The sequence below is a fragment of the Serratia sp. N21D137 genome (assembly GCF_047530005.1).
GTDB classification, from domain to species: Bacteria; Pseudomonadota; Gammaproteobacteria; order Enterobacterales; family Enterobacteriaceae; genus Chania; species Chania fonticola_B.
Genome location: NZ_JBLJAJ010000046.1, coordinates 1 through 25527, shown reverse-complemented (window position 1 = coordinate 25527; position 25527 = coordinate 1). Strand labels below are relative to the sequence as shown.

Sequence of the window (25527 nt, the reverse complement as noted above, 5' to 3'; positions counted from 1 at the left end):
CGAGGTGGCGTATATTACGCTTTCCTCTTTCAGAGTCAACCTTAATTTCAGGTTTTTTCTCTGCGACCCCCGGAGACTCTGTGAAGTTGTTCACATGTTCCGTGTCGATGGAGGCGCATTATAGGGATCCCATTTTTTTCCACAACCCCTTTTTAGATCTTTTCTTACCGACTGCGCACTTTTCCGCCCTTTCGCACGGATCTTGCCCGATCAAGGTCGTTTTACCGACGATCCCCCGTGTTAACTGGTTGTAATTCCACCGTCAAAGTCTAGTATTGCCGGTAATAAGATCCTTATACGAGGCAATCCCATGTCCAATTCAGTGCGTCCTTATCTGCATTACTCCCCTCAAATTGGCCAACGCGTCATGATCGACCCTTCCAGCGTAGTGATCGGCAACGTTGATCTGGCTGATGACGTCAGCGTTTGGCCCTTGGTTGCCATCCGCGGTGATGTCAACGCGGTAAAGATCGGCGCACGCAGTAATATCCAGGATGGCAGCATTCTGCATGTCACCCATCAATCCGATTATAATCCGGCGGGTTACCCTTTACTGATCGGCGAGGATGTCACCGTTGGGCATAAAGCCATGCTGCATGGTTGTACCATCGGTAATCGCGTTTTGGTGGGGATGGGCTCCATTCTGCTCGACGGTGCCGTAATAGAAGATGATGTGATGATTGGTGCAGGTAGCCTGGTCGCACCCGGCAAGCATCTGGAAAGTGGCTACTTATATGTAGGCAGCCCTGCACGCCGGGTTAGAGCCTTGACCCCGGCGGAACTGGAAGGGCTACGCTATTCGGCCAATAACTATGTACGTTGGAAAGACGAATATCTCAGTGAAGATATCTAACTGCCCCGCCCTGCTTGCCAGAGCAGGGCCCCCTCACACCGCCATTTCCTGACGTAATTGCTGCAATACCGGTTCGATCTCCGGCATCACGCCATGCCATAAAAAGAAAGCATGGGCAGCCTGCCCCACCAGCATGCCTAAACCGTCCGCATAATGTTGCGCCCCCAACTGCTGAGCCCAGGCCAGGAATGGGGTGCTGCCCTGTTGGTAGAACATGTCATAGCACCGGGTCGTGCTGTGGATAATACTGTCAGGCAGTGCCGGGATCTCCCCCTTGAATCCTGAAGCAGTCGCGTTGATCACTAAATCAAAATGCTGTTGATCCAGCCGATCCAGCGGCAAGGCAGCGATCTCCCCCAGATGCCGGAACGCCGCTGCCAACTCCTCGGCACGGCTGAAGGTGCGGTTGGTCAACACCACTTCACAACCAAAAGAGAGCAATGGCAGGATCACGCCGCGCGCAGCACCACCGGCTCCAACCAGCAACACGCGGTCACTTGGCAGAATCAAACGTTGGCGTTCAAGATCAGACAGCAAACCGATACCGTCGGTGTTATCCCCCAGCAGCTTTCCATCGGGCAATACCTTTAGCGTATTCACCGCACCGGCCATTGCCGCCCTTTCGCTAAGTTCGCTTGCTGCCTCATAGGCACATTCTTTAAAAGGGACGGTGACGTTGGCCCCTTGGCCACCAGCAGCAATAAACTGCTGCAAGGTGGGTACAAATCCGTCCAAAGGAGCTAGCACTGTGCCGTAGGGGTGTTCGATCCCGGTTTGCTGCGCAAACAGCGCGTGGATGCGTGGGGATTTACTGTGAGCAATCGGGTTACCGAATACCGCGAACTTCTCCATAGATCTAGCCTCTAGCCCTGACGGATCTGCTCACCGGTCAAAGCATCTCTGATTTCAGAAGGGTTTAACCGGCCACCCACGTTACCTGCCAGCACCGGGAAAGCGTCACCAAACTGCTGTATCACTTCGGCTACGGTGCGGCACGGCTCCTCACCGCTTAAGTTAGCACTGGTTGACACCAGCGGCTTACCGAACTGGCGGCACAGCTGTTGCACCAAAGGATGATCGCTAACGCGCACGGCCAACGAACTAAAGCGGCCTGTCAGCAGGGCTGGCGTTTGCGGTTTTGCCGGGATCACCCAGGTTACCGGGCCAGGCCAACTGGCAAAGATCGTGGCACGCTGCTGCTCGTTCAATGCGCCATCATCAATATAAGGCGCTAGCTGAGCATAATCGGCAGCGATCAGGATCAGGCCTTTTTCCCACGGACGTTGTTTCAAGGCCAACAGCTGTTTGACGGCCTGTTCGCTATCTGGGTCACACCCCAGACCGAATACCGCTTCTGTTGGATAAGCGATTACCTGCTGGTTTTCCAGCGCGGCAATAATAGGCGCGAATGCGGAAGTTTGTTCTGGGTTCATAGCTTGATTATTCTGAGATAGCGACGGGTTTTCCGCACAGTTTACTGGCGCAGCAAAGCGTTGGGCCTTTTGCCGTGCGCTTTTCCATCAGTAATGGATAGTGGCAGTAAGCACACTCACCGGCGACGGGTTTAAAATTGAGTACAAACTGACATTCCGGATAGCGATCGCAGGAATGGAACACCTTGCCATAGCGAGATTTGCGCTGCAGCAGTTGGCCTTGGCCACACTGAGGGCAGGCGATGCTGGTTTCATCCGGTTTGTCGATCACTTCAGTATGATCGCAGTCGGGATAATGGCTGCAACCGATAAACATGCCATAACGTCCCTGGCGCAACACCAGCGTTGCCTGGCATTTCGGGCATTGCTGGCCCTCCAGCACTTTGACGATATGGCCATCCGCCTGCGCTTTCAAAGGCCGGATATACTCGCACTGCGGATATTGAGAACAGCCGAGAAAGGGGCCGTGGCGACCACTGCGGATCACCAACTCGGCCCCGCATTCCGGACAGGGTTCATTTTGCCTCGCGGCAAAAATCGCTGGTTTTGTCATAACGTCTTCTATGCCTGTTACCTACTCAGTGCAGGTAACCTTCGTTTACTTCAAATAACAGTTCTTCCATCTGCTGATAGGCGCTCTCATATCCGGGGATATTGAACAACACCATCAGCACTACCCATTTCAGATCTTCGAGATCAAATTCCGTATTATCCAAAGCCATAACACGATCGATAACCATTTCACGGGTTTCGAGGTTCAATACCTGGATCTGTTCTAGGAACAGGAGAAAACCACGGCAACCGGCATCTAAACGCACGCTCTCTTCTTCGGTGTAGATCCGCATAGCCAGCGGATCGGCATCCATAAAATAAGGGGCATTCTCGCCTTCCTGGAGGTCTGCAAGCTTTTCGAGCCAATTCAACGCGTTGAAGATATCATCACGATCAAATCCTGCTTCGGTAAGATCGTCGGTCAAGGTATCCTGATCAACGTGCATCTCTGGCTCATTGTGGATATAGGTCTCAAACAAATACATGAGTACGTCGAACATGGCATGCCCTCCTTATTCGGACATAGCCGCCGGGTACAGCTGCGATCCAACCTGCTAACTCCAGATCGAGTAATTTGATTACTACCTCTGGCACAGGTTGGCCGGCACGTTCAGCGACGACGTCAACAGGTGTCACCTCATCTCCTACGTTAGCCAACACATCGGCAAATGGCAATTCAACTTCGGCCTCTGATGCAGAAATAGTTGTATTTTCGCTCACGGACAGCCATTGCAGCCCACTTCCCAGCTGTTCTGCGATATCTTTTGGGCCGGTGACCAGGCTGGCCCCCTGCTGGATCAGCCAATGAGTTCCCTCGCTCATCGGGTTACCCAATGCTCCCGGCAGGGCAAACACTTCGCGCCCCTGTTCTAACGCATAGCGCGCGGTGATCAGCGACCCGCTACGCAATGAAGCCTCTATGACCACCACGCCCGCGCTTAACCCACTAATAATACGGTTACGACGCGGGAAATGAGCCGCCAGCGGCAAATCGGTAGCCAGATGCTCGGAAATCACCGCGCCACCCTGCTCAATGATTTGCTCCGCCAGCCGGCGATGGCGGCGTGGGTAGATATTTGCCAGACCGCTACCCAACACCGCAATGGTGACCCCTTCAGCCTCCAAAGTGGCACGGTGACAAATCCCGTCAATGCCAATCGCCAAGCCGCTGGTGATGGCGAAACCGCAATGCACCAACCCGCTGGCAAAGTAACTGCCCCACTGCTCGCCATAGTGGCTGAACTGACGGCTACCCACCATAGCGATTTGCGGCTGTTGCAAAACCTCTATATCGCCCTGCACCATCAGTAATAACGGCGCGTCATCGATATGCGCCAAGAGTTCGGGATACGCTGGCTCACCGTATCGCACCATCTGATTGCCCGGCTGCTCCAGCCAGTTGAGCGTTGCCTTGAGATATTGCCCATGCCCCCGCCGAAACTGCCTTTGCTGCTGGTCATTCAGCCCCAGGGGCTTAAGCAACCGATAAGGATCGCCGCCTTCGGCAATCAGGCGATCGATAATCTGGCTGGCCTGCGGGGCGTCGATCTTTGTCACCGCATGCATACGTAGAGCGATTTCTTCTGGCCGCATGGAGCATTCCCTCGCTGCAATTAGGGGATTACCAATTCGTGCAATTGGTCTGGGATGCTGTCAATCAGGCCAAGAAATGTCTAGAATAGAAGCTAATCACTGTTCATCACTCGGATACAGATCTTAAGATATATGTCAGTCTTGCAGGTATTACATTTCCCAGACGAGCGGCTACGCAAAATTGCGGCCCCGGTAAAAGAAGTCAATGCAGATATCCAGCGCATCGTGGATGATATGTTTGAAACCATGTACGCAGAGGAAGGCATTGGCCTGGCTGCGACACAGGTCGATATTCATCAGCGCATTATTGTCATCGACGTTTCTGAAAACCGCGATCAACGCCTGGTGTTGATCAACCCGGAACTGCTGGAAAAAAGCGGTGAAACCGGTATCGAAGAAGGCTGCCTTTCCATCCCTGAGCAACGCGCCCTGGTGCCACGCGCAGAGAAAGTGAAGATCCGCGCCCTCAATCGTGAAGGACAACCTTTTGAGCTTGAGGCCGATGACCTGCTGGCAATCTGTATCCAGCACGAAATGGATCATCTGGTTGGCAAACTGTTTGTCGATTACCTGTCGCCGTTGAAACGCCAACGTATCCGTCAGAAACTGGAAAAAATGGCCAAGCTTGAAGCTCGCGCCTAACCGATCAGGAAATCAACGTGTCTGACTCTTTACGGATTATTTTTGCCGGAACTCCAGACTTTGCAGCGCGTCACCTAGACGCGCTGTTGTCATCTGGGCACCAGGTGGTCGGCGTCTTCACCCAGCCCGATCGCCCCGCAGGCCGCGGTAACAAACTGACGCCAAGCCCGGTCAAGGTGCTGGCCGAACAGCATCAAATCCCCGTTTTCCAGCCTAAGTCACTGCGCCCGCAAGAGAATCAGCATCTGGTTGCCGACCTGAATGCGGACGTGATGGTGGTGGTAGCCTATGGCCTGATCCTGCCGAAAGCCGTGCTGGATATGCCTCGCCTGGGCTGTATCAACGTTCATGGTTCTCTGCTGCCACGCTGGCGCGGTGCGGCACCGATCCAACGCGCTTTGTGGGCTGGCGATAGCGAAACTGGCGTAACCATCATGCAAATGGACGTGGGTCTCGATACCGGCGACATGATGCACAAGATCGCTTGCTCGATCGAAGCCACGGATACCAGTGCCAGCCTGTACAACAAGCTGGCAGAACTGGGGCCACAAGGGCTGTTGATTACCTTGCAGCAATTGGCGGCGGGTACGGTGCAGCGAGAAGTTCAAGACGAAGCGCTGGTGACCTACGCAGAAAAGCTGAGCAAGGAAGAGGCACGCCTGGATTGGAGCCTTTCTGCCGAACAGTTGGAACGCTGTATTCGTGCTTTCAACCCTTGGCCAATCAGCTATTTCACCATCGACGATCAACCGGTGAAAGTCTGGCAGGCAACCGTGCTGGCGGAAACCGCCAACGCAGAACCGGGTACTATCGTGCACGCCGACAAGCACGGCATTCAGGTGGCTACCGCGCAAGGTATTCTCAACCTCACGCAGCTCCAGCCTGCTGGTAAAAAACCGATGTCGGCACAAGATTTACTGAATTCTCGCCGCGAATGGTTCACGCCGGGCAACCGGTTATAAGCCACTCCCATTGCCCGGCCATTGTTGCCGGGCTGTTCGTTTCTTAATGCCGATCGTAATCCGCCTTAGCCTATGAAAAACAATTACAATCTCCGAAGCATTGCTGCCAAGGCCATCGGCCAGGTACTGGATCAAGGGCAGTCGCTCAGCACCATTTTGCCCGCATTACAAAAAAACATTTCTGATAAAGACCGTGGGCTATTGCAGGAGCTCTGCTTTGGTACGCTGCGGGTGCTGCCGCAGCTCGAATGGTGCATCCAGCAGTTAATGGCAAAGCCTATGACCGGTAAACAGCGCCCACTGCACTATTTGCTGATGGTTGGCCTGTATCAGTTGCTGTATACCCGTATTCCACCGCACGCAGTGTTAGCCGAAACGGTTGAAGGCGCGGTCGCCTTGAAGCGCCCACAGCTGAAAGGATTGATTAACGGTGTACTGCGCCAGTTCCAACGCCAGCAAGAAGAACTGCTGGCACGTGCAGCCAATAACGAAAGCCGCTATCTGCACCCTAGCTGGTTGCTTAAACGCATCAAACTGGCTTATCCGGCACAGTGGGAACAGATCGTTGATGCCAATAATCAGAAGCCGCCAATGTGGCTGCGCGTTAATCGTCTGCACCATACCCGTGAAGATTATCTGCAGCTTATGCAGCAGGCCGGCATTGCTGCCGAGCCTCATGCGGAGTATCACGACGCAGTGCGCTTGTTGGCCCCGTGCCCAGTAACGGACTTGCCCGGCTTCTCCGAGGGCTGGGTAACGGTACAAGACGCCTCCGCTCAAGGTTGCGTTGATCTGCTGGATCCGCAAAACGGCGAACAGATCCTCGATCTTTGCGCAGCCCCCGGCGGCAAAACGACCCATATTCTGGAAGCCGCTCCCAAAGCTCACGTGCTGGCCGTGGATATCGACGAACAGCGTTTAAGCCGGGTGAAAGAAAACCTGCTGCGCCTGCGCCAACATGCAGAAGTTCGCCAAGGTGATGGCCGCACCCCGCAGGAATGGTGCGGTGACCAACAGTTCGATCGTATCCTGTTGGATGCCCCTTGCTCCGCCACCGGCGTTATTCGCCGCCACCCGGATATCAAATGGCTGCGTCGTGACAGCGATATCGCCGAGCTGGCCGCCTTACAGAGTGAGATTTTGGAAGCCATCTGGCCACGCCTGAAACCCGGCGGCGTGATGGTCTATGCCACCTGCTCTATTCTGCCGCAGGAAAATAGCGAGCAGATGGCCGCGTTCCTGCAACGTCACGGCGATGCCAAGCTGGTTGAAACCGGCGATGTACAATCACCAGGTAAACAGAATCTTCCTCATCCTGAGGATGGCGATGGTTTCTTTTACGCTAAGCTGATTAAAATATAACTGTTCAGGGAGCGCCCGCGGGCATTCTCAACTATCGGCTACGGCCGTCGCAGATCGAGCAGAGAAATCGATGAAAATAATTATTCTTGGCGCAGGACAAGTAGGCGGAACACTGGCTGAAAACCTGGTGGGTGAAAATAACGATATCACCGTGGTCGATACCGATACCGGGCGCCTACGCCAGTTGCAGGACAAGTTTGACCTGCGCGTCGTCCAGGGGCACGGTTCCCATCCGCGCGTATTACGCGAAGCCGGTGCCGAAGATGCCGATATGCTGGTTGCCGTCACCAACTCTGACGAAACCAATATGGTCGCCTGTCAGATCGCTTATACGCTGTTTAATACCCCGAACCGTATTGCACGGATCCGGGCGCCAGATTATATCCGTGAGTCCGAGAAGCTATTCCATCCAGAAGCGGTGCCCATCGACCACCTGATCTCACCCGAGCAGTTGGTTATCGATTACATCTACAAGCTGATCGAATACCCTGGCGCTTTGCAGGTGGTGAACTTTGCCGATGGCAAAGTCAGCATCGCCGCAGTGAAGGCCTATTATGGCGGCCCACTGGTGGGGAATGCGCTGTCTGCTATGCGCGAGCATATGCCACATATCGATACTCGCGTGGCGGCTATTTTCCGCCATGACCGCCCGATACGCCCGCAAGGCTCGACCATAATCGAAGCCGGTGATGAGGTGTTCTTCGTTGCCGCATCACAGCATATCCGCGCAGTAATGAGTGAGCTGCAACGGCTCGAAAAGCCCTATAAACGCATCATGATCGTCGGCGGTGGTAACGTAGGTGCCGGACTGGCGCATCGGTTGGAAAAATCGTACAACGTGAAGCTGATTGAGAAAAACCAGCAACGTGCCGCCGAACTGGCAGAGCAACTGCACGATACCATCGTATTTTACGGTGATGCCTCCGATCAGGAACTGCTGGCCGAAGAGCATGTCGAGCAGGTGGACGTATTTATTGCCATCACCAACGATGACGAAGCCAATATCATGTCTGCCATGCTGGCCAAGCGCATGGGGGCCAAAAAGGTGATGGTATTGATCCAGCGCCGTGCCTATGTCGATCTGGTCCAGGGCAGCGTGATTGATATCGCAATTTCACCGCAGCAGGCCACCATCTCCGCGCTGCTGGGGCACGTACGTAAAGCCGATATTGTCAGCGTCTCCTCATTGCGCCGCGGCGTTGCCGAAGCCATTGAAGCGATTGCCCATGGCGATGAAAGCACCTCCAAGGTGGTAGGCCGTATGGTCGAAGAGATTAAGCTGCCGCCAGGTACCACCATTGGCGCGATCGTGCGCGGCGATGATGTGATCATTGCCAACGGCAACAGCCGGATCCAGCAAGGTGACCACGTGATCATGTTTATTACCGATAAGAAATTTGTGCCAGACGTTGAGCGCCTGTTCCAACCAAGCCCGTTCTTCTTATAGATACTTAAATCATGCGAATGATTTTTTGACACATCCCAAGTCGAGGATTAGGAAAAACAAAAAATTTTCCTATACTGATTGTGTCAAAGGGGAATTGCTTTGTTAAAATTGCGTTACTAATTTTTTGAGGGGTGTTCTGATGGGTATGTTAAAAGAGTTCCGCGAATTTGCCATGCGTGGCAACGTGGTCGATCTGGCAGTGGGTGTGATCATTGGTGCGGCATTCGGTAAAATTGTGTCTTCCCTGGTTGCCGACATCATCATGCCACCTTTGGGGCTGCTGATCGGTGGCGTTGATTTCAAACAGTTCCATCTGGTACTGCGTGAAGCCAAAGACAATGTCCCAGCGGTAGTGATGAACTATGGCTCCTTCCTGCAGAATATCTTTGATTTCGTGATCGTCGCCTTTGCGATCTTTATGGCCATCAAATTGATGAACAAAATGCGCCGTAAAGAAGTTGAAGAGCCGGCCGCACCGCCTGCGCCAACCGCAGAAGAGAAGCTGCTGACAGAAATCCGCGATCTGCTGAGTCAGCAACAGCAGCCGAAGCTGTAATTCACCGCTTATAACGCTAAAAGCCATCTTACGAGATGGCTTTTTTGCGGGTTAAAACCAGAAGGCCAGTGGTAAGTTGTCGTTGGGCAATTTACCACTGGCCTCCCAGTTACCGCCTTTTGCATGTTTGTCTTTACGCCGGTAGCTGCCTTTCCCTTTACTGTTCTTCTCTACCCGTTGGCGGAAAAGAGGGTCATGTAGCAACGCCTCAATGGCATTGTCCTGGATCTTGCCTTTGGTATGACGATATTGAGTCATCATGGTCTTCCTGTTGGTTGGTGGTAATAAACGCGCCGATAATACTGCTGGCCAGATAAAAATTAAAGCCCCATACGCCGTTAAACCGCACTTTTAGCTTTCTCTTCGCTGGCTCCCTGCTCCAAAGCCTCCAGGATCGAACAATAATTGCTGGTGTGTTCGCTACCGCAGCAGGCATCGCTGAGCCTTTTCAGCGACTCACGCATTCTGGTTAACTCGGTCAGCTTGCTTTCAACCTCATGCAGGCGCGCATCAACGATGGACTTCGACTCTTCGCAGGTGTGATGCTCTGGATCTACACGGATAGACAGCAACTCGGCAATAGTTTCCAGCGTAAAGCCCAGCTGTTTTGCGTAGCGGATAAAACGCAGACGCTGTAAGTCCTGATCGCTATACAGCCGGTAACCGCCCTCGGTACGAACATGATGATCCATCATGCCTTGCTTCTCGTAATAGCGCACAGTATCTGGCGTTACGCCAGCCAGCTTGGCTAATTGCCCAATCTTGAACATCATGACTTCTCCGTGTTGCACTTATCACTGATAGCCTGAGCATAGCGAATATGGGGAGGGATCTTAAGCATTGCCGGGAGGGAAGAGCACGTTTGGCGAGCTACAGATGTAAAAAAACCGGGCAAGCCCGGTTTTTTTACGCTTCCACAGATTACTCTGCAGTTGCTACTTCTGCTTGAGACTCAGCACGATCAACCAGCTCGATGTATGCCATCGGCGCGTTGTCGCCTGCGCGGAAGCCACACTTCAGAATGCGAGTGTAACCACCGGCACGGCTCGCAAAACGCGGGCCTAGCTCGTTAAACAGTTTTGCCACGATCTCGTTATCACGAGTACGGGCGAATGCCAGACGACGATTAGCAACGCTGTCGGTCCTGGCAAGAGTAATCAGCGGCTCAACAACGCGACGCAGCTCTTTCGCTTTTGGCAGGGTCGTCTTGATGATCTCATGACGAACCAAAGAGCCGGCCATGTTACGGAACATAGCCTGGCGATGGCTGCTGTTACGGTTCAGTTGACGACCACTCTTACGATGGCGCATGACCTTATCCTTCTCAGTAAAACCTTAACCTGTGATCCGGTTACTCGTCAGCAATGCTAGCCGGTGGCCAATTTTCCAGGCGCATGCCCAGAGAAAGTCCACGGGAAGCCAGCACGTCTTTAATCTCAGTAAGAGATTTTTTACCCAGGTTAGGCGTTTTCAACAGCTCAACCTCGGTACGCTGTACCAGATCACCGATGTAGTGGATAGCTTCTGCCTTAAGGCAGTTAGCAGAGCGGACAGTCAATTCCAGATCGTCAACAGGGCGCAGCAGGATCGGATCGAACTCTGGTTTCTCTTCTTTCACTTCCGGCTGACGTACATCACGTAGGTCAACGAAAGCTTCCAGTTGTTCAGCCAGAATGGTGGCCGCACGGCGGATCGCCTCTTCAGGATCGATCGTACCATTGGTTTCCATCTCGATGACCAGCTTGTCCAGGTCAGTACGCTGTTCTACACGCGCTGCTTCAACATTGTAGGCAATACGCTCTACAGGGCTATAGCAGGCGTCAACCAACAGACGACCAATCGGGCGCTCATCTTCTTCCGAATGAATTCGGGCAGAAGCCGGCACATAACCACGACCGCGCTGAACTTTGATACGCATGCTGATAGCAGCGTTCTCATCGGTCAGGTGGCAGATAACGTGCTGCGGCTTGACGATTTCGACATCACCATCATGGGTAATGTCGGCAGCGGTCACAGGGCCAATGCCAGATTTATTCAGGGTAAGAATAACTTCATCTTTCCCTTGAACTCTCACCGCCAGCCCTTTCAGGTTGAGCAAGATCTCCAGGATATCTTCCTGTACGCCTTCTTTGGTGCTGTACTCATGTAGTACACCATCAATCTCAACCTCGGTCACCGCGCAACCCGGCATAGATGAAAGCAGAATACGGCGCAGTGCGTTGCCAAGAGTATGGCCAAAGCCACGCTCTAACGGCTCAAGGGTCACCTTGGCGTGCGTCGAACTGACTTGCTCGATATCTACCAGGCGCGGTTTTAGAAACTCTGTCACAGAACCCTGCATTGTGTCCTCTCTTTGAAACTCAAGCCTTACTTGGAGTAAAGCTCGACGATCAGGTGTTCGTTAATGTCGGCGGACAGATCGGTACGTTCAGGAATACGTTTGAACACACCTTCCATCTTCGCAGCATCAACTTCCAGCCAAGTCGGCTTTTCACGCTGCTCAGCCAGCTCCAGAGAAGCCTTAACACGAGACTGCTTTTTAGCTTTCTCGCGGATGCTGACTACGTCATTCGGAGATACCTGATAAGAAGCGATGTTAACAACGCGACCATTTACCATAACGGCTTTATGGCTAACCAGCTGACGTGATTCTGCACGAGTGGCGCCGAAGCCCATACGGTAAACTACGTTGTCCAGACGACCTTCCAGAAGGGTCAACAGGTTTTCACCGGTGTTGCCTTTCAGGCGGGTTGCTGCTTTGTAATAGTTACGGAACTGACGCTCCAGAACACCGTACATACGGCGAACTTTTTGCTTTTCACGTAACTGTACACCATAGTCAGACAGACGCGGTTTACGCGCACCGTGTTGACCAGGTGGCTGTTCAATTTTGCACTTTGAATCTATCGCGCGAACGCCAGACTTCAGGAACAGGTCTGTGCCCTCGCGGCGGCTAAGCTTGAGCTTAGGACCCAAATATCTTGCCATTTTCTTTCTCCAACAATCCGAAAAGCAGGGGCGTTACACGCGACGCTTTTTCGGTGGACGACAACCGTTATGAGGAATCGGAGTCACATCGGTAATATTAGTGATGCGGAAACCAGCCGCGTTCAGAGCGCGGATAGTAGACTCACGACCAGGACCAGGTCCTTTAACCATAACTTCCAGGTTCTTGATACCGTATTCTTTAACTGCGTCAGCACAACGCTCGGCTGCAACCTGAGCTGCAAACGGAGTTGACTTACGAGAACCACGGAAACCGGAACCACCGGCTGTTGCCCAACCCAAAGCATTACCCTGACGATCGGTAATAGTCACAATGGTGTTGTTGAAAGAAGCATGGATATGAGCCACGCCGTCAGAGACTTGTTTTCTTACACGCTTACGTGTACGAACAGGTGCCTTTGCCATTATTCAATCACCCCGATTATTTCTTGATCGGTTTACGCGGACCCTTACGGGTACGTGCGTTGGTCTTAGTACGCTGACCGCGAACTGGCAGACCACGACGATGGCGTAAACCACGGTATGTACCAAGATCCATCAGACGCTTGATGCTCAGGGTAACTTCACGACGCAAATCACCTTCAACAGTGAATTTGGCAACTGCTTCACGCAGTTGTTCAATTTGCTCTTCAGACAGCTCACTGATCTTAACATTTTCAGCAATACCCGTCTCAGCACAGATAGACTGTGAACGAGTTTTGCCGATTCCGAAGATCGACGTTAACGCGATAACGGTATGTTTATGATCAGGAATGTTAATGCCTGCTATACGGGCCACTATGCACTCCTACTAATTTTTACGGCAACACCATTCTGAAAAGCCCGTTTTCAGGATACTCAAATAATGTTGCAGCTACATACAAAAGATTGGCTGGCTAATCTAGCCAGCTCAACCCAACTTTGCAAGAAAAATATGCGAGATAATCAGCCTTGACGCTGTTTATGCTTCGGCTCGGCGCTGCAAATCACACGAACGACACCGTTACGCTTAACGATTTTGCAGTTACGACATAATTTCTTGACGGAAGCACGAACTTTCATTTTTACTCTCCGTAACTTCTCAAACGCACCAGATTAGCGGTTATAGCCTTTCAGGTTTGCTTTCTTCAATGCAGACTCGTACTGACTTGACATCATCAGAGTTTGCACTTGAGCCATAAAGTCCATGATGACGACAACCACGATCAGTAGCGAGGTACCACCAAAGTAGAATGGTACTTTCATTGCATCACGCATGAACTCCGGGATCAGGCAGATGAAAGTAATGTACATCGCGCCCACCAGGGTTAAACGCGTCATCACTTTATCGATATATTTCGCCGTTTGCTCTCCCGGACGAATTCCTGGTACGAAGGCACCGGACTTCTTCAGGTTATCTGCTGTTTCACGCGGGTTGAAAACCAACGCCGTGTAGAAGAAACAGAAGAAGATGATTGCAGACGCATAGAGTAACACATAAAGCGGTTGTCCAGGCTGCAAATACAGCGAAATCGTTGTCAGCCAGTTCCAACCGGTACCGCCCCCAAACCATGATGCAATCGTGGCAGGGAACAGAATAATGCTGGAAGCGAAGATTGCCGGGATTACCCCTGCCATATTCACTTTCAACGGTAAGTGTGTGCTCTGTGCTGCGTAAACACGACGACCCTGTTGACGTTTCGCATAGTTAACGACGATACGACGTTGACCACGTTCAATGAAAACAACGAAGAAGGTTACTGCAAACACTAATACTGCAACCAACAGCAACAAGAGGAAGTGCAGGTCGCCTTGCCGAGCTTGCTCAATAGTATGGCCAACTGCCGGCGGAAGACCCGCCACAATACCCGCGAAGATAATGATTGAGATACCGTTACCGATACCACGTTCAGTAATCTGCTCACCCAGCCACATCAGGAACATTGTCCCGGTAACCAGACTCACAACCGCAGTAAAGTAGAATGCAAAGCCTGGGTTTAACACCAGGCCCTGCATACCAGGCATATTCGGCAGACCGGTAGCAATACCGATCGACTGGAATATGGCCAACACCAGCGTACCGTAGCGGGTGTACTGGCTAATCTTGCGACGGCCAGCCTCCCCTTCTTTCTTGATTTCCGCCAACGCTGGGTGAACCACCGTCAGTAACTGGATAATGATCGAGGCCGAAATGTACGGCATGATCCCCAGAGCAAAAATAGAAGCACGGCTGAGAGCACCACCAGAGAACATGTTAAACATTTCAATGATGGTGCCTCTCTGCTGTTCGAGCAGTTTGGCAAGCACAGTGGCATCGATACCAGGAATCGGAATGAAAGAGCCAATGCGGAAAACAATCAGCGCGCCGATAACAAACAAAAGTCTGCGCTTCAGCTCGCCGAGTCCGCCTTTAGCACTTTGAAAATCTAATCCTGGTTGCTTAGCCATCAGCTTACTTATTCCTCAATTTTACCGCCAGCAGCCTCGATAGCAACACGAGCGCCTTTGGTGACACGCAGACCACGCAGGGTAACCGGACGAGTGATTTCGCCAGAAAGCATAACTTTCGCGAACTCGATCTGGGTACCAACAACGTTAGCGGCTTTCAGCGTGTTCAGGTCGATTACGTCGCCTTCAACAAGAGCCAGTTCAGACAGACGAACTTCTGCCGTGATCATAGCTTTGCGAGAGGTGAAGCCGAATTTCGGCAAACGACGATATAAAGGCATCTGACCACCTTCAAACCCACGACGTACGCCACCGCCAGAACGTGAGTTCTGACCTTTGTGACCACGACCGGCGGTTTTACCCAGGCCAGAACCAATACCACGACCTACACGCTTAGGCGCATGCTTGGCACCTTCAGCCGGAGACAGAGTATTTAAACGCATCTGTTACTCCTCAACCTTAACCATGTAGGAAACCAGGTTGATCATACCGCGTACAGCAGGAGTATCCTCGCGCTCTACGGTGTGACCAATACGACGCAGACCCAGACCGAGCAGTGTAGCTTTATGCTTCGGCAGACGGCCAATGGAGCTGCGAACTTGTGTAACTTTGATAGTCTTAGCCATGGTCAATTACCCCAGAATGTCTGCAACGGATTTACCACGCTTGGCAGCGACCATTTCAGGAGACTTCATATTAGCCAAAGCGTCGATAGTTGCACGAACCACGTTGATCGGGTTGGTGGAACCATAAGCTTTAGCCAGTACGTTGTGCACCCCAGCAACTTCGAGAACGGCGCGCATTGCACCACCCGCGATGATACCGGTACCTTCATGAGCTGGCTGCATGAACACACGGGAACCCGTATGAGCACCTTTAACAGGGTGCTGCAGGGTGCCGCCGTTCAGCGCGACATTCATCATGTTGCGACGGGCTTTTTCCATCGCTTTCTGGATCGCTGCTGGAACTTCGCGTGCTTTGCCGTAGCCAAAACCAACGCGACCGTTACCATCACCAACTACTGTCAGTGCGGTAAAGCTGAAAATACGGCCACCTTTTACGGTTTTAGATACGCGGTTTACCGCGATCAGCTTTTCCTGCAGTTCGCCAGCTTGTTTTTCGATGTGAGCCATCTTAAACCTCTTCCTTAGAACTGAAGGCCAGCTTCACGGGCAGCATCTGCCAGTGCCTGGACTCGACCATGATATTGGAAACCGGAACGGTCAAAGGATACTTTCGCAATCCCTTTTTCCAACGCGCGCTCAGCCAGAGCTTTACCTACGGCTGCTGCTGCGTCTTTGTTACCGGAGTACTTCAATTGCTCAGTGATAGCTTTTTCTAAAGTAGAAGCGGCTACCAGAACTTCAGAACCATTAGGAGCAATGACCTGTGCGTAAATGTGACGCGGGGTACGATGTACCACCAGGCGGGTTGCACCCAGTTCTTTGAGCTTACGGCGTGCGCGGGTCGCACGACGGATACGAGCAGATTTCTTATCCATAGTGTTACCTTACTTCTTCTTAGCCTCTTTGGTACGCACGACTTCGTCGGCGTAACGGACACCCTTGCCTTTATAAGGCTCAGGACGGCGGTAGGCACGCAGATCTGCAGCAACCTGGCCAATAACCTGCTTATCAGCGCCTTTCAGCACGATTTCAGTTTGGCTTGGGCATTCAGCAGTAATACCTGCTGGCAGCTGGTGATCGATTGGGTGAGAGAAGCCCAGGGCTAAATTCACCACGTTGCCTTTAACAGCAGCACGATAACCAACACCTACCAGTTGAAGCTTCTTGGTGAAACCTTCGGTAACACCGACAACCATTGCGTTCAGCAGAGCGCGCGTGGTACCCGCTTGGGCCCATGCGTTAGCAAAACCTTCGCGCGGGGCGAAAGTCAGTGCGTTAGCTTCTTGCTTCACTTCAACGGCGTCATGGACTGTACGAGTCAGCTCGCCGTTCTTACCCTTAACCGAAATAACCTGACCGTTGAGTTTTACCTCTACGCCGGCAGGAATGACGACGGGTGCTTTTGCAACACGAGACATTCTTTCCTCCCGAATTAAGCTACGTAGCAGATAATCTCGCCACCAAGACCAGCTTGGCGAGCTGCACGATCGGTCATAACACCTTTAGAGGTAGAAATAACAGCGATACCCAGACCGGCCATAACTTTTGGCAGTGCATCTTTTTTCTTATAGATGCGCAGACCTGGACGACTGATACGCTGAATGCTTTCTACCACTGCCTTGCCCTGGAAGTACTTCAGTACCAGTTCCAGAACAGGCTTGGTGTCGCCTTCAATTTTGAAATCTTCAATAAAACCTTCTTCCTTCAGCACGTTGGCAATTGCCACTTTCAGCTTGGAGGAAGGCATGGTGACCGCAACTTTGTTCGCGGCTTGACCGTTACGGATACGGGTCAGCATATCCGCGATCGGATCTTGCATGCTCATCTGTCTTTACTCCCGTGATTCAATTGGTAATTACCAGCTAGCCTTTTTCAAGCCTGGTACTTCACCGCGCATAGCGGCTTCACGTAGCTTGATACGGCTCAACCCGAATTTGCCCACATAACCATGTGGACGGCCAGTTTGACGGCAGCGTTTACGCTGACGAGACGGGCTGGAATCACGCGGCAGAGACTGGAGCTTGAGAACAGCATCCCAACGATCTTCGTCAGAAGAGTTCACACCAGAAATGATAGCTTTCAATTCCTCGCGTTTAGCGCGGTACTTGTCAGCCAGTTTCACGCGAACGACTTCGCGTGCTTTCATTGATTGCTTAGCCATTAGTAACCCTGCCTTACTTGCGGAACGGGAAGTTAAAAGCAGCCAACAGCGCGCGGCCTTCATCATCAGATTTCGCAGAAGTGGTAATGGTAATATCCAAACCACGAACGCGATCGACTTTGTCGTAGTCGATTTCTGGGAAGATGATTTGCTCACGCACACCCATGCTGTAGTTACCACGGCCATCGAATGACTTAGCGGACAAGCCACGGAAGTCACGGATACGTGGAACAGCAATGGAAATCAGACGCTCAAAGAACTCCCACATGCGTTCGCCACGCAGAGTTACTTTACAGCCGATCGGATAGCCCTGGCGGATTTTGAAGCCTGCAACAGATTTGCGTGCTTTGGTGATGAACGGCTTTTGACCGGAGATTGCTGCCAAGTCAGCTGCTGCATTATCCAGCAGTTTCTTGTCAGCGATCGCTTCACCAACACCCATATTCAGGGTGATCTTCTCGACCCGAGGGACTTGCATGACAGAGTTGTAATCAAACTGAGACATCAGTTGTTTGACTACCTCGTCTTTGTAGTAATCATGCAGTTTCGCCATCGTCATACTCCAAATTACTTGATAGTTTCGCTATTTGATTTGAAGAAACGGACTTTTTTGCCGTCTTCGAATCTAAAGCCTACACGGTCAGCCTTACCGGTAGCCGAGTTGAACAGCGCAATGTTGGAAACCTGAATAGCAGCTTCTTTTTCAACAATGCCACCTGGTTGGTTCAGGGCCGGGACCGGCTTCTGATGTTTCTTAACCAGGTTGATACCTTCAACAATGACCTTACCAGCAGACAGGACATTTTTTACTTTACCGCGTTTACCTTTGTCTTTCCCGGTAAGCACGATAACTTCGTCATCACGACGGATTTTCGCTGCCATGGTTCGCTCCTTAGAGTACTTCTGGTGCCAGAGAGATAATTTTCATGAACTTCTCATTACGCAGTTCACGAGTTACCGGCCCAAAAATACGCGTACCGATAGGTTGCTCGCTGTTATTGTTTAAAATAACGCATGCATTACCATCGAAGCGAATGACAGAACCGTCCGGGCGACGTACACCCTTCTTGGTGCGCACCACTACCGCCTTCAGCACATCGCCTTTCTTCACCTTACCGCGCGGAATTGCTTCCTTGATGGTAATTTTGATGACGTCGCCGATGCCTGCGTAGCGACGGTGCGAGCCACCTAGAACCTTGATACACATTACGCGACGTGCACCGGAGTTGTCGGCCACGTTCAGCATAGTCTGTTCTTGGATCATGTTAGTGCTCCGCTAATGTCAACTACAACTTTAGGACCTATTACTAGGTCGTTGAAAAGCCCCATAACCGAGGGCGCAGCATTATAACACCGCTTCCAGAGTATGGGTAGAAAAAATAAACGGCTCACTTTCTGAGCCGTTTATTAAGTTAGAGTCAGCTACTCTATTACAGAATCGCTTTATCTACAATGCGAACCAACGTCCATGACTTAGTCTTGGACAGTGGACGGCATTCGCGGATTTCTACCACGTCACCGATACCACATTCGTTGTTCTCATCATGTACATGCAGCTTAGTCGTACGCTTGATGAATTTCCCGTAGATCGGGTGCTTCACCGTACGTTCGATAGCAACAACCATGGATTTCTCCATTTTGTCACTAACAACACGACCTTGCAGAGTACGGATAATATCAGTCATTTTACGCACCCGCCTTTTCAGTCAGTAAAGTCTTAACGCGTGCGACATTACGACGCACTTGTTTCAACAGGTGAGTTTGTTGCAGTTGGCCACTCGCCGCCTGCATGCGTAAGTTGAATTGCTCACGCAGCAGGTTGAGCAGCTCAGTGTTCAGCTCTTCAACACTTTTTTCACGCAGCTCTTGTGCTTTCATTACATCACCGTCTTAGTTACAAAGGTGGTTTTGATCGGCAGTTTAGCTGCTGCCAGCTTGAACGCTTCACGGGCGACTTCTTCTGGAACGCCGTCCATTTCGTACAGGACTTTGCCAGGTTGGATCAGGGCAACCCAATACTCCACGTTACCCTTACCTTTACCCATACGCACTTCAAGAGGCTTCTCGGTGATTGGTTTGTCCGGGAATACACGGATCCAAATCTTACCTTGACGCTTCACTGCACGAGTCATTGCACGACGAGCTGCTTCGATTTGACGAGCAGTCAGACGGCCACGGCCAACAGCTTTCAGACCGAAAGTGCCGAAGCTAACATCCGTACCTTGCGCCAGACCACGGTTGCGGCCCTTGTGCACCTTACGGAATTTTGTACGCTTTGGTTGTAACATCAGCGACTCTCCTTACTTGCGGCCTTTACGCTGCTGCTTTTTAGGTTGAGCAGCCGGTTCCGGTTGTTCAACTGCAGCCATACCACCCAGGATCTCACCTTTGAAGATCCATACCTTAACGCCGATTACACCATAAGTGGTGTGCGCTTCAGATGTGTTGTAATCGATATCCGCACGCAGTGTATGCAACGGAACACGACCTTCACGGTACCATTCGGTACGCGCGATTTCAGCACCGCCAAGACGGCCGCTTACTTCAACTTTGATACCTTTAGCGCCAAGACGCATTGCGTTCTGTACAGCACGCTTCATAGCACGACGGAACATAACGCGACGTTCCAGCTGTGAAGTGATGCTGTCAGCAACCAATTTTGCGTCCAGTTCCGGTTTACGGACTTCGGCGATGTTAATTTGCGCAGGAACGCCAGCGATATCCGCTACGACCTTACGCAGTTTTTCGACATCTTCACCTTTCTTGCCGATAACGATGCCAGGACGAGCGGTGTGAATAGTCACACGGATGCTCTTCGCTGGACGCTCGATAACGATGCGAGAAACGGAAGCTTTCGCCAGTTCTTTAGTCAAGAATTGGCGAACTTTAAAGTCGCTGTCCAGGTTGTCAGCGAATTCTTTGGTATTCGCATACCAAGTAGAGTTCCAAGGTTTGACAATACCCAGGCGAATACCATTAGGATGTACTTTCTGACCCATTGCTAGTCTCCAGAGTCTCAGCGATCGGACACAACCACAGTAATGTGGCTGGTGCGCTTCAGGATGCGATCTGCACGACCTTTTGCACGAGGCATAATGCGCTTCATGCTTGGGCCTTCGTCTACGAAGATTTTCGTGACTTTCAGATCATCGATGTCAGCGCCATCGTTGTGTTCTGCGTTAGCAATGGCAGACTCCAGCACTTTCTTGACCAGACCAGCAGCTTTCTTGTTGGTGTAGGCCAGAGTTTCCAGAGCTTGCGACACTTTCTTACCGCGGATCAGGTCTGCAACAAGGCGAACCTTCTGAGCAGAAGAACGAGCGTGGCGATGTTTAGCGATAGTTTCCATCTCTTCCTCCTACCTTAGCGCTTTTTAGCTTTTTTATCAGCCGCATGGCCGCGATAAGTACGAGTCGGCGCGAATTCACCCAGTTTGTGACCGACCATTTCATCGGAAACAAATACTGGTACGTGCTGACGACCATTATGGACAGCGATGGTCAAACCGATCATGTTAGGAAAGATCGTTGAACGACGGGACCAAGTGCGCAAAGGCTTCTTGTCACCGCTTTCCACCGCTTTCTCTACCTTCTTCAGCAAGTGCAGGTCAATAAAAGGACCTTTCTTGAGAGAACGTGGCATGGCTTATCCTCTAATTATTTTTTACTACGGCGACGTACGATGAACTTGTCAGTACGCTTGTTGCTACGGGTCTTCTTACCTTTGGTCTGAACGCCCCACGGAGTTACCGGGTGCTTACCAAAGTTACGACCTTCACCACCACCGTGCGGGTGATCGACTGGGTTCATCGCCGTACCGCGAACGGTAGGACGAATACCACGCCAACGTGCAGCACCTGCTTTACCCAGAACGCGAAGCATATGTTCAGCGTTACCGACTTCACCCAGGGTGGCGCGGCAATCAACTGGAACTTTACGCATTTCGCCAGAGCGCAGACGCAGAGTTACGTAGGAACCATCACGTGCGACGATCTGAACGTAGGCACCAGCAGAACGAGCCAGCTGGCCGCCTTTACCTGGTTTCATTTCTACGTTATGAACCGTTGAACCTACTGGGATGTTGCGCATAGGCAGGGTGTTACCCGCTTTGATTGCAGCATCAACACCAGATTGGATCTGGTCACCAGCTTTCAGGCCTTTCGGCGCCAGGATGTAACGGCGTTCGCCGTCCTTGTACAGAACCAGCGCGATGTTCGCGGAACGGTTCGGATCGTACTCCAGACGCTCAACCACAGCAGGGATACCATCTTTGTTGCGTTTGAAGTCAACCAGACGATAATGTTGCTTGTGGCCACCACCGATATGACGGGTGGTGATACGGCCATTGTTGTTACGACCACCGCTTTTGCTCAGTTTCTCAAGCAGCGGGGCATAAGGTTTACCCTTGTGCAGCTCAGGGTTAACCACTTTAACAACGTGGCGACGACCCGGAGATGTAGGTTTACATTTAACAATTGCCATTGTTCTTACTCCTCCGACTTACTCTGCGCCGCCGATGAAGTCCAAGTTCTGGCCTTCCTTCAGGGTGACGTAAGCTTTTTTCCAGTCGCTACGACGACCAACACGCTGACCTTGACGCTTCACTTTCCCTTTTACTACCAGGGTGTTAACGTCTTCGACTTCGACTTCAAACAGTTTCTGCACTGCAGCTTTGATTTCTGCTTTGGTCGCGTCTTTGGCAACTTTGAGTACGATGGTGTTGCTTTTTTCCATCGCAGCGGATGCTTTTTCAGATACGTGCGGTGCACGCAGCACTTTCAGCAAACGTTCTTCACGGATCATGCCAGCATCTCCTCAACTTGCTTCACAGCATCAGCAGTCATAACCACTTTGTCGAAGGCGATCAGGCTAACTGGGTCGATACCTGCTACATCGCGCACGTCAACCTTGTACAGGTTACGAGCTGCCAGGAACAGATTCTCATCCAGTTCACCGGTCACGATCAGCACATCTTCCAGGGCCATATCTTTCAGTTTCTGTGCCAGCAGCTTAGTTTTAGGCGCTTCTACAGAGAACTTCTCGACAACGATCAGACGATCTTGACGTACCAGTTCGGACAGGATGCTTTTCAGCGCGCCGCGGTACATCTTTTTGTTTACTTTCTGACTGTGGTCTTGTGGCTTCGCAGCGAAGGTTACACCACCAGAACGCCAGATCGGGCTCTTTACAGTGCCTGAACGCGCACGGCCAGTACCTTTCTGGCGCCACGGTTTTTTACCGGAACCAGTCACTTCAGCACGGGTCTTCTGAGCACGGGTACCTTGACGGGCACCTGCTGCATAAGCAACAACAACCTGGTGTACCAGCGCTTCGTTGAAATCACGACCGAAGGTAGTTTCGGAAACAGTCAGCGCGCTTTGCGCGTCTTTCAATACTAATTCCATTGCTATCCCCTTACGCCTTCACAGCTGGTTTAACGATCAGGTTGCCACCGGTTGCGCCCGGTACAGCACCCTTAACCAGCAGCAGGTTGCGCTCAGCGTCAACACGTACTACGTCCAGGCTTTGAACGGTTACACGCTCGTCACCCAGGTGGCCAGCCATTTTCTTGCCTTTGAACACTTTGCCCGGAGTCTGGTTCTGACCGATAGAACCCGGAACGCGGTGAGACAAGGAGTTACCGTGGGTTGCATCCTGAGTACGGAAGTTCCAGCGCTTTACAGTGCCAGCAAAACCTTTACCTTTGGAAGTACCGGTAACATCGACTTTTTTAACGTCAGCGAAGATTTCTACGCTGATTTCTTGACCTGCAGCGAACTCTTGACCTTCTTCAAGGCGGAATTCCCACAGACCACGGCCAGCTTCGACGCCAGCTTTAGCGAAATGACCCGCTTCCGGTTTGGTCACACGGTTAGCTTTTTTGCTACCGGTAGTGACCTGAATGGCACGGTATCCGTCGTTGTCCAGGTCTTTAACCTGAGTCACGCGGTTCGCTTCAATTTCAATCACGGTTACTGGGATAGAAACGCCATCTTCAGTGAAGATACGAGTCATGCCCACTTTTTTACCGACTAAACCAATCATTGTTTCAACCTCTCAATCGTCAATGACCTGATTAACCCAGGCTGATCTGCACGTCTACACCGGCAGCCAGATCCAGACGCATCAGAGCATCAACGGTTTTCTCAGTTGGCTCAACGATGTCAACCAGACGCTTGTGAGTGCGGATCTCGTACTGATCACGCGCGTCTTTGTTGACGTGCGGGGAGATCAGAACGGTAAAGCGCTCTTTGCGAGTTGGCAGCGGGATCGGACCACGGACTTGCGCACCAGTGCGCTTGGCAGTCTCGACGATTTCCGCAGTTGATTGATCGATCAGACGATGATCAAACGCTTTCAGGCGGATACGGATTCTTTGGTTCTGCATGAGACCAGAGCTCCAATTATTTATAAACGTAAATAATTACTCCTCACACCCATTTCGATTGATGGGGGAGTGTAATCGTCAACATATAACCCCCATATCGGGAGTATTGTTCGAAGGGCAAAACGTTCTTGCCAATCGACTGATTTGCTAAAATCAGGCTTACCAAGATTAGGTAAGCCCGCGCATTATACGCAAACCAGGCCAGGTTGCAAGCCACGGATGGAAATATGCTCAGAATGAGCGGTATTTAATGCGTTTTACCCCTCACCCCAACCCTCTCCTTTAGTGAGAGGGAGCCGATCGGCATTATTGGCAAGTACAGGAGATCGTCTGTAACAGAGGGATATTGAGGGTTGTTATGGCGTCTGTAACAGGGGAATGTGAGGGCTGGTATGGGGTTAAAGCTGGTATGTAAAGGATGAATATCGTAGTTAAGTTGTGGCACGGGCTGTCCCCTCTCCCTGTGGGAGAGGGCTAGGGTGAGGGGCCGTGATGTCAGTCTTTACGTTCCAGCACTTGCGCCTGGCAATAGTTTTGTATGCCAAGCCGCTCGATCAGGCTCAGCTCAGTCTCCAACCAGTCGATATGTCCTTCCTCATCGGCCAACACCTCTTTCATCAGATCGCGGCTGACGTAATCATGGATAGAGTCGGCATAGGCGATACCTTCCCGTAGGTTCTTGGCACCATCCAGTTCCAGAGCCAAATCGGACCTCAGCATCTCTTCGACATCTTCGCCGATATTCAGCTTGCCAAGATCTTGCAGGTTCGGTAGCCCTTCAAGGAACAGGATACGCTCGATGTAGCGATCGGCATGTTTCATCTCATCGATCGACTCGTGATATTCCTTCTCATTGAGACGCATCAGGCCCCAATTTTTGAACATACGCGCGTGCAGGAAGTATTGATTGATGGCAACCAGCTCGTTACCGAGCAGCTTGTTGAGGTGAGCAATGATCTTTTTATCGCCTTTCATAGGTAAATCCTCCTGGGCAGTTCTAAAAGTGTAGAAGCTGCGGGCCAAGAGTCAAAAAATAACCCTACTATTTATTAGGCGACTTCGTGCATATGAATCAGGGTTGCGCGTTCCTCCACCATAATTTGCCTTGCCTGACGAATGCATTTACCGCAGTCGGTTCCAATCGGCACCAGCTCACGCAGTTGCTTCATGGTATGGGGATTGTGCTGACGCACCGCTTTGCGGATCGCTTTGTCGGACACAGCATTACACAAACATACGTACATAGAGAGACTCACTTCTTAACCAATGCAGTAAGTCTAAATAAGAATCGTTTTTATTTCAATTAAGATTGGTAAAAAATTGTATAAAAAAAGGGCACCGAAGTGCCCTCTTTTAGTGCTTATAAATTATTCGCGATTAAGCGATAACTTTAGCAACAACGCCCGCACCTACAGTACGGCCGCCTTCACGGATTGCGAAACGCAAGCCTTGGTCCATAGCGATTGGGTGGATCAGGGTAACAACCATGTTCACGTTATCGCCTGGCATTACCATCTCTACGCCTTCTGGCAGTTCGATGG

The 25527-nt window shown here is 51.6% G+C and carries 43 protein-coding genes and 1 pseudogene; 6 read left to right on the top strand and 38 right to left on the bottom strand.

All coding sequences use genetic code 11. The features are described 5' to 3' along the window. The first annotated feature begins 310 nt into the window (after positions 1–310). The gene (locus ACMV5H_RS23640; RefSeq protein ID WP_021808115.1) at positions 311–853 is read left to right on the top strand and encodes a gamma carbonic anhydrase family protein; all 543 of its coding nucleotides are present in this window, start codon (positions 311–313) and stop codon (positions 851–853) included. 33 nt (positions 854–886) lie between these two features. On the opposite strand, the gene aroE is transcribed toward ACMV5H_RS23640, so the two are convergent. From aroE to dprA, 5 genes are read right to left on the bottom strand one after another with little or no spacing between them, the layout of a single operon-like run. Further along, positions 887–1705, bottom strand: a complete 819-nt coding sequence (gene aroE / locus ACMV5H_RS23635; RefSeq protein ID WP_094983208.1) for a shikimate dehydrogenase — start codon at positions 1703–1705, stop codon at positions 887–889. Positions 1706–1716: 11 nt separating this feature from the next. After that, positions 1717–2286: an L-threonylcarbamoyladenylate synthase type 1 TsaC gene (tsaC, locus tag ACMV5H_RS23630; RefSeq protein WP_414822584.1), complete on the bottom strand. Its 570-nt coding sequence runs from the start codon at positions 2284–2286 to the stop codon at positions 1717–1719. A gap of 7 nt (positions 2287–2293) precedes the next feature. Further along, positions 2294–2839 (bottom strand): type I DNA topoisomerase, encoded by a 546-nt coding sequence (locus ACMV5H_RS23625; RefSeq protein ID WP_021182205.1) that lies wholly within the window; start codon positions 2837–2839, stop codon positions 2294–2296. 25 nt (positions 2840–2864) lie between these two features. Beyond that, positions 2865–3338, bottom strand: a complete 474-nt coding sequence (locus ACMV5H_RS23620) for a DUF494 family protein (RefSeq protein ID WP_021182206.1) — start codon at positions 3336–3338, stop codon at positions 2865–2867. Next, on the bottom strand, positions 3310–4431 hold the full coding sequence (gene dprA, locus ACMV5H_RS23615; protein WP_059199488.1) for a DNA-protecting protein DprA: 1122 nt from the start codon (positions 4429–4431) through the stop codon (positions 3310–3312). The genes ACMV5H_RS23620 and dprA overlap by 29 nt, the downstream gene beginning before the upstream one ends. A 132-nt stretch (positions 4432–4563) precedes the next feature. Between dprA and def the strand changes: the two genes are divergently transcribed. From def to mscL, 5 genes are all read left to right on the top strand, one after another. Next, on the top strand, positions 4564–5073 hold the full coding sequence (gene def / locus ACMV5H_RS23610) for a peptide deformylase (RefSeq protein ID WP_021182208.1): 510 nt from the start codon (positions 4564–4566) through the stop codon (positions 5071–5073). 17 nt (positions 5074–5090) lie between these two features. After that, complete coding sequence (fmt, locus tag ACMV5H_RS23605; RefSeq protein WP_071683074.1) at positions 5091–6035, top strand: methionyl-tRNA formyltransferase; 945 nt, start codon at positions 5091–5093, stop codon at positions 6033–6035. Positions 6036–6107: 72 nt separating this feature from the next. Then, positions 6108–7397 carry a 16S rRNA (cytosine(967)-C(5))-methyltransferase RsmB gene (rsmB, locus tag ACMV5H_RS23600; protein ID WP_414822583.1) on the top strand — a complete coding sequence of 430 codons (1290 nt, stop codon included), beginning with the start codon at positions 6108–6110 and terminating at the stop codon, positions 7395–7397. 70 nt (positions 7398–7467) lie between these two features. Next, positions 7468–8844 (top strand): Trk system potassium transporter TrkA, encoded by a 1377-nt coding sequence (gene trkA / locus ACMV5H_RS23595; RefSeq protein WP_021182211.1) that lies wholly within the window; start codon positions 7468–7470, stop codon positions 8842–8844. Positions 8845–8983: 139 nt separating this feature from the next. Continuing rightward, a complete protein-coding gene (gene mscL, locus ACMV5H_RS23590) occupies positions 8984–9400 on the top strand; it encodes a large-conductance mechanosensitive channel protein MscL (RefSeq protein ID WP_021808121.1) in 417 nt (138 codons plus the stop codon). A 51-nt stretch (positions 9401–9451) separates the two neighbouring features. Here mscL and ACMV5H_RS23585 read toward each other — a convergent pair whose 3' ends face one another. From ACMV5H_RS23585 to tuf, 33 genes and pseudogenes are all read right to left on the bottom strand, one after another. Next, the gene (locus ACMV5H_RS23585) at positions 9452–9658 is read right to left on the bottom strand and encodes an alternative ribosome-rescue factor A (RefSeq protein WP_021808122.1); all 207 of its coding nucleotides are present in this window, start codon (positions 9656–9658) and stop codon (positions 9452–9454) included. Between the two features lie 80 nt (positions 9659–9738). Further along, a complete protein-coding gene (gene zntR, locus ACMV5H_RS23580) occupies positions 9739–10170 on the bottom strand; it encodes a Zn(2+)-responsive transcriptional regulator (RefSeq protein WP_037376737.1) in 432 nt (143 codons plus the stop codon). A gap of 151 nt (positions 10171–10321) precedes the next feature. Beyond that, complete coding sequence (rplQ, locus tag ACMV5H_RS23575) at positions 10322–10711, bottom strand: 50S ribosomal protein L17 (RefSeq protein WP_414822582.1); 390 nt, start codon at positions 10709–10711, stop codon at positions 10322–10324. Between the two features lie 40 nt (positions 10712–10751). Further along, the gene (locus tag ACMV5H_RS23570; protein WP_002919219.1) at positions 10752–11741 is read right to left on the bottom strand and encodes a DNA-directed RNA polymerase subunit alpha; all 990 of its coding nucleotides are present in this window, start codon (positions 11739–11741) and stop codon (positions 10752–10754) included. 26 nt (positions 11742–11767) lie between these two features. Beyond that, positions 11768–12388 (bottom strand): 30S ribosomal protein S4, encoded by a 621-nt coding sequence (gene rpsD, locus ACMV5H_RS23565; protein WP_021182216.1) that lies wholly within the window; start codon positions 12386–12388, stop codon positions 11768–11770. A 33-nt stretch (positions 12389–12421) separates the two neighbouring features. Further along, entirely contained in the window at positions 12422–12811 is a 390-nt protein-coding gene (gene rpsK, locus ACMV5H_RS23560; protein WP_004929731.1) for a 30S ribosomal protein S11, read from the bottom strand. A gap of 16 nt (positions 12812–12827) precedes the next feature. Next, positions 12828–13184, bottom strand: coding sequence for a 30S ribosomal protein S13 (gene rpsM, locus ACMV5H_RS23555; RefSeq protein WP_021182217.1), 357 nt, complete (start codon positions 13182–13184; stop codon positions 12828–12830). A 146-nt stretch (positions 13185–13330) separates the two neighbouring features. After that, a complete protein-coding gene (gene rpmJ / locus ACMV5H_RS23550) occupies positions 13331–13447 on the bottom strand; it encodes a 50S ribosomal protein L36 (RefSeq protein ID WP_002227352.1) in 117 nt (38 codons plus the stop codon). Between the two features lie 33 nt (positions 13448–13480). Next, complete coding sequence (gene secY / locus ACMV5H_RS23545; protein WP_021182218.1) at positions 13481–14812, bottom strand: preprotein translocase subunit SecY; 1332 nt, start codon at positions 14810–14812, stop codon at positions 13481–13483. Positions 14813–14820: 8 nt separating this feature from the next. Then, positions 14821–15255 carry a 50S ribosomal protein L15 gene (gene rplO / locus ACMV5H_RS23540; RefSeq protein ID WP_021182219.1) on the bottom strand — a complete coding sequence of 145 codons (435 nt, stop codon included), beginning with the start codon at positions 15253–15255 and terminating at the stop codon, positions 14821–14823. A 3-nt stretch (positions 15256–15258) separates the two neighbouring features. Next, positions 15259–15438, bottom strand: coding sequence for a 50S ribosomal protein L30 (gene rpmD / locus ACMV5H_RS23535; protein WP_004956161.1), 180 nt, complete (start codon positions 15436–15438; stop codon positions 15259–15261). A gap of 6 nt (positions 15439–15444) precedes the next feature. Next, positions 15445–15945: a 30S ribosomal protein S5 gene (gene rpsE / locus ACMV5H_RS23530; RefSeq protein WP_021182220.1), complete on the bottom strand. Its 501-nt coding sequence runs from the start codon at positions 15943–15945 to the stop codon at positions 15445–15447. 14 nt (positions 15946–15959) lie between these two features. Next, positions 15960–16313: a 50S ribosomal protein L18 gene (gene rplR, locus ACMV5H_RS23525; protein ID WP_021182221.1), complete on the bottom strand. Its 354-nt coding sequence runs from the start codon at positions 16311–16313 to the stop codon at positions 15960–15962. Positions 16314–16322: 9 nt separating this feature from the next. Continuing rightward, positions 16323–16856: a 50S ribosomal protein L6 gene (rplF, locus tag ACMV5H_RS23520; RefSeq protein WP_021182222.1), complete on the bottom strand. Its 534-nt coding sequence runs from the start codon at positions 16854–16856 to the stop codon at positions 16323–16325. 14 nt (positions 16857–16870) lie between these two features. Beyond that, on the bottom strand, positions 16871–17263 hold the full coding sequence (rpsH, locus tag ACMV5H_RS23515) for a 30S ribosomal protein S8 (RefSeq protein ID WP_021182223.1): 393 nt from the start codon (positions 17261–17263) through the stop codon (positions 16871–16873). A gap of 30 nt (positions 17264–17293) precedes the next feature. Next, positions 17294–17599, bottom strand: coding sequence for a 30S ribosomal protein S14 (gene rpsN, locus ACMV5H_RS23510; RefSeq protein WP_021182224.1), 306 nt, complete (start codon positions 17597–17599; stop codon positions 17294–17296). A 13-nt stretch (positions 17600–17612) separates the two neighbouring features. Then, on the bottom strand, positions 17613–18152 hold the full coding sequence (rplE, locus tag ACMV5H_RS23505; RefSeq protein WP_021808125.1) for a 50S ribosomal protein L5: 540 nt from the start codon (positions 18150–18152) through the stop codon (positions 17613–17615). 14 nt (positions 18153–18166) lie between these two features. Then, on the bottom strand, positions 18167–18481 hold the full coding sequence (rplX, locus tag ACMV5H_RS23500) for a 50S ribosomal protein L24 (protein ID WP_021808126.1): 315 nt from the start codon (positions 18479–18481) through the stop codon (positions 18167–18169). 10 nt (positions 18482–18491) lie between these two features. Next, complete coding sequence (gene rplN / locus ACMV5H_RS23495; RefSeq protein ID WP_020837240.1) at positions 18492–18863, bottom strand: 50S ribosomal protein L14; 372 nt, start codon at positions 18861–18863, stop codon at positions 18492–18494. A gap of 166 nt (positions 18864–19029) precedes the next feature. Further along, on the bottom strand, positions 19030–19284 hold the full coding sequence (gene rpsQ / locus ACMV5H_RS23490) for a 30S ribosomal protein S17 (protein ID WP_021182227.1): 255 nt from the start codon (positions 19282–19284) through the stop codon (positions 19030–19032). A 1-nt stretch (position 19285) separates the two neighbouring features. Beyond that, the gene (rpmC, locus tag ACMV5H_RS23485; protein ID WP_002218942.1) at positions 19286–19477 is read right to left on the bottom strand and encodes a 50S ribosomal protein L29; all 192 of its coding nucleotides are present in this window, start codon (positions 19475–19477) and stop codon (positions 19286–19288) included. Beyond that, positions 19477–19887, bottom strand: a complete 411-nt coding sequence (rplP, locus tag ACMV5H_RS23480; RefSeq protein WP_004929764.1) for a 50S ribosomal protein L16 — start codon at positions 19885–19887, stop codon at positions 19477–19479. The genes rpmC and rplP overlap by 1 nt, the downstream gene beginning before the upstream one ends. A 12-nt stretch (positions 19888–19899) precedes the next feature. Further along, on the bottom strand, positions 19900–20598 hold the full coding sequence (gene rpsC, locus ACMV5H_RS23475) for a 30S ribosomal protein S3 (protein ID WP_004956187.1): 699 nt from the start codon (positions 20596–20598) through the stop codon (positions 19900–19902). Positions 20599–20615: 17 nt separating this feature from the next. Continuing rightward, positions 20616–20948 carry a 50S ribosomal protein L22 gene (rplV, locus tag ACMV5H_RS23470; RefSeq protein ID WP_004391423.1) on the bottom strand — a complete coding sequence of 111 codons (333 nt, stop codon included), beginning with the start codon at positions 20946–20948 and terminating at the stop codon, positions 20616–20618. Positions 20949–20962: 14 nt separating this feature from the next. Beyond that, positions 20963–21241: a 30S ribosomal protein S19 gene (gene rpsS / locus ACMV5H_RS23465; protein ID WP_004929772.1), complete on the bottom strand. Its 279-nt coding sequence runs from the start codon at positions 21239–21241 to the stop codon at positions 20963–20965. A gap of 14 nt (positions 21242–21255) precedes the next feature. Continuing rightward, complete coding sequence (rplB, locus tag ACMV5H_RS23460; protein WP_021182228.1) at positions 21256–22080, bottom strand: 50S ribosomal protein L2; 825 nt, start codon at positions 22078–22080, stop codon at positions 21256–21258. Between the two features lie 18 nt (positions 22081–22098). After that, complete coding sequence (gene rplW / locus ACMV5H_RS23455) at positions 22099–22401, bottom strand: 50S ribosomal protein L23 (RefSeq protein ID WP_021182229.1); 303 nt, start codon at positions 22399–22401, stop codon at positions 22099–22101. After that, positions 22398–23003 carry a 50S ribosomal protein L4 gene (rplD, locus tag ACMV5H_RS23450; RefSeq protein WP_021182230.1) on the bottom strand — a complete coding sequence of 202 codons (606 nt, stop codon included), beginning with the start codon at positions 23001–23003 and terminating at the stop codon, positions 22398–22400. Before rplD ends, rplW begins: the two co-directional genes overlap by 4 nt. A gap of 10 nt (positions 23004–23013) precedes the next feature. Continuing rightward, positions 23014–23643 carry a 50S ribosomal protein L3 gene (gene rplC / locus ACMV5H_RS23445; protein ID WP_004956193.1) on the bottom strand — a complete coding sequence of 210 codons (630 nt, stop codon included), beginning with the start codon at positions 23641–23643 and terminating at the stop codon, positions 23014–23016. 31 nt (positions 23644–23674) lie between these two features. Next, on the bottom strand, positions 23675–23986 hold the full coding sequence (gene rpsJ / locus ACMV5H_RS23440) for a 30S ribosomal protein S10 (RefSeq protein ID WP_001181005.1): 312 nt from the start codon (positions 23984–23986) through the stop codon (positions 23675–23677). 495 nt (positions 23987–24481) lie between these two features. Further along, the gene (bfr, locus tag ACMV5H_RS23435; protein WP_021182231.1) at positions 24482–24961 is read right to left on the bottom strand and encodes a bacterioferritin; all 480 of its coding nucleotides are present in this window, start codon (positions 24959–24961) and stop codon (positions 24482–24484) included. A 74-nt stretch (positions 24962–25035) separates the two neighbouring features. Further along, positions 25036–25230 (bottom strand): bacterioferritin-associated ferredoxin, encoded by a 195-nt coding sequence (bfd, locus tag ACMV5H_RS23430; protein WP_024485620.1) that lies wholly within the window; start codon positions 25228–25230, stop codon positions 25036–25038. 133 nt (positions 25231–25363) lie between these two features. Then, a pseudogene (gene tuf / locus ACMV5H_RS23425) lies at positions 25364–25527 on the bottom strand (elongation factor Tu); the annotation flags it as partial.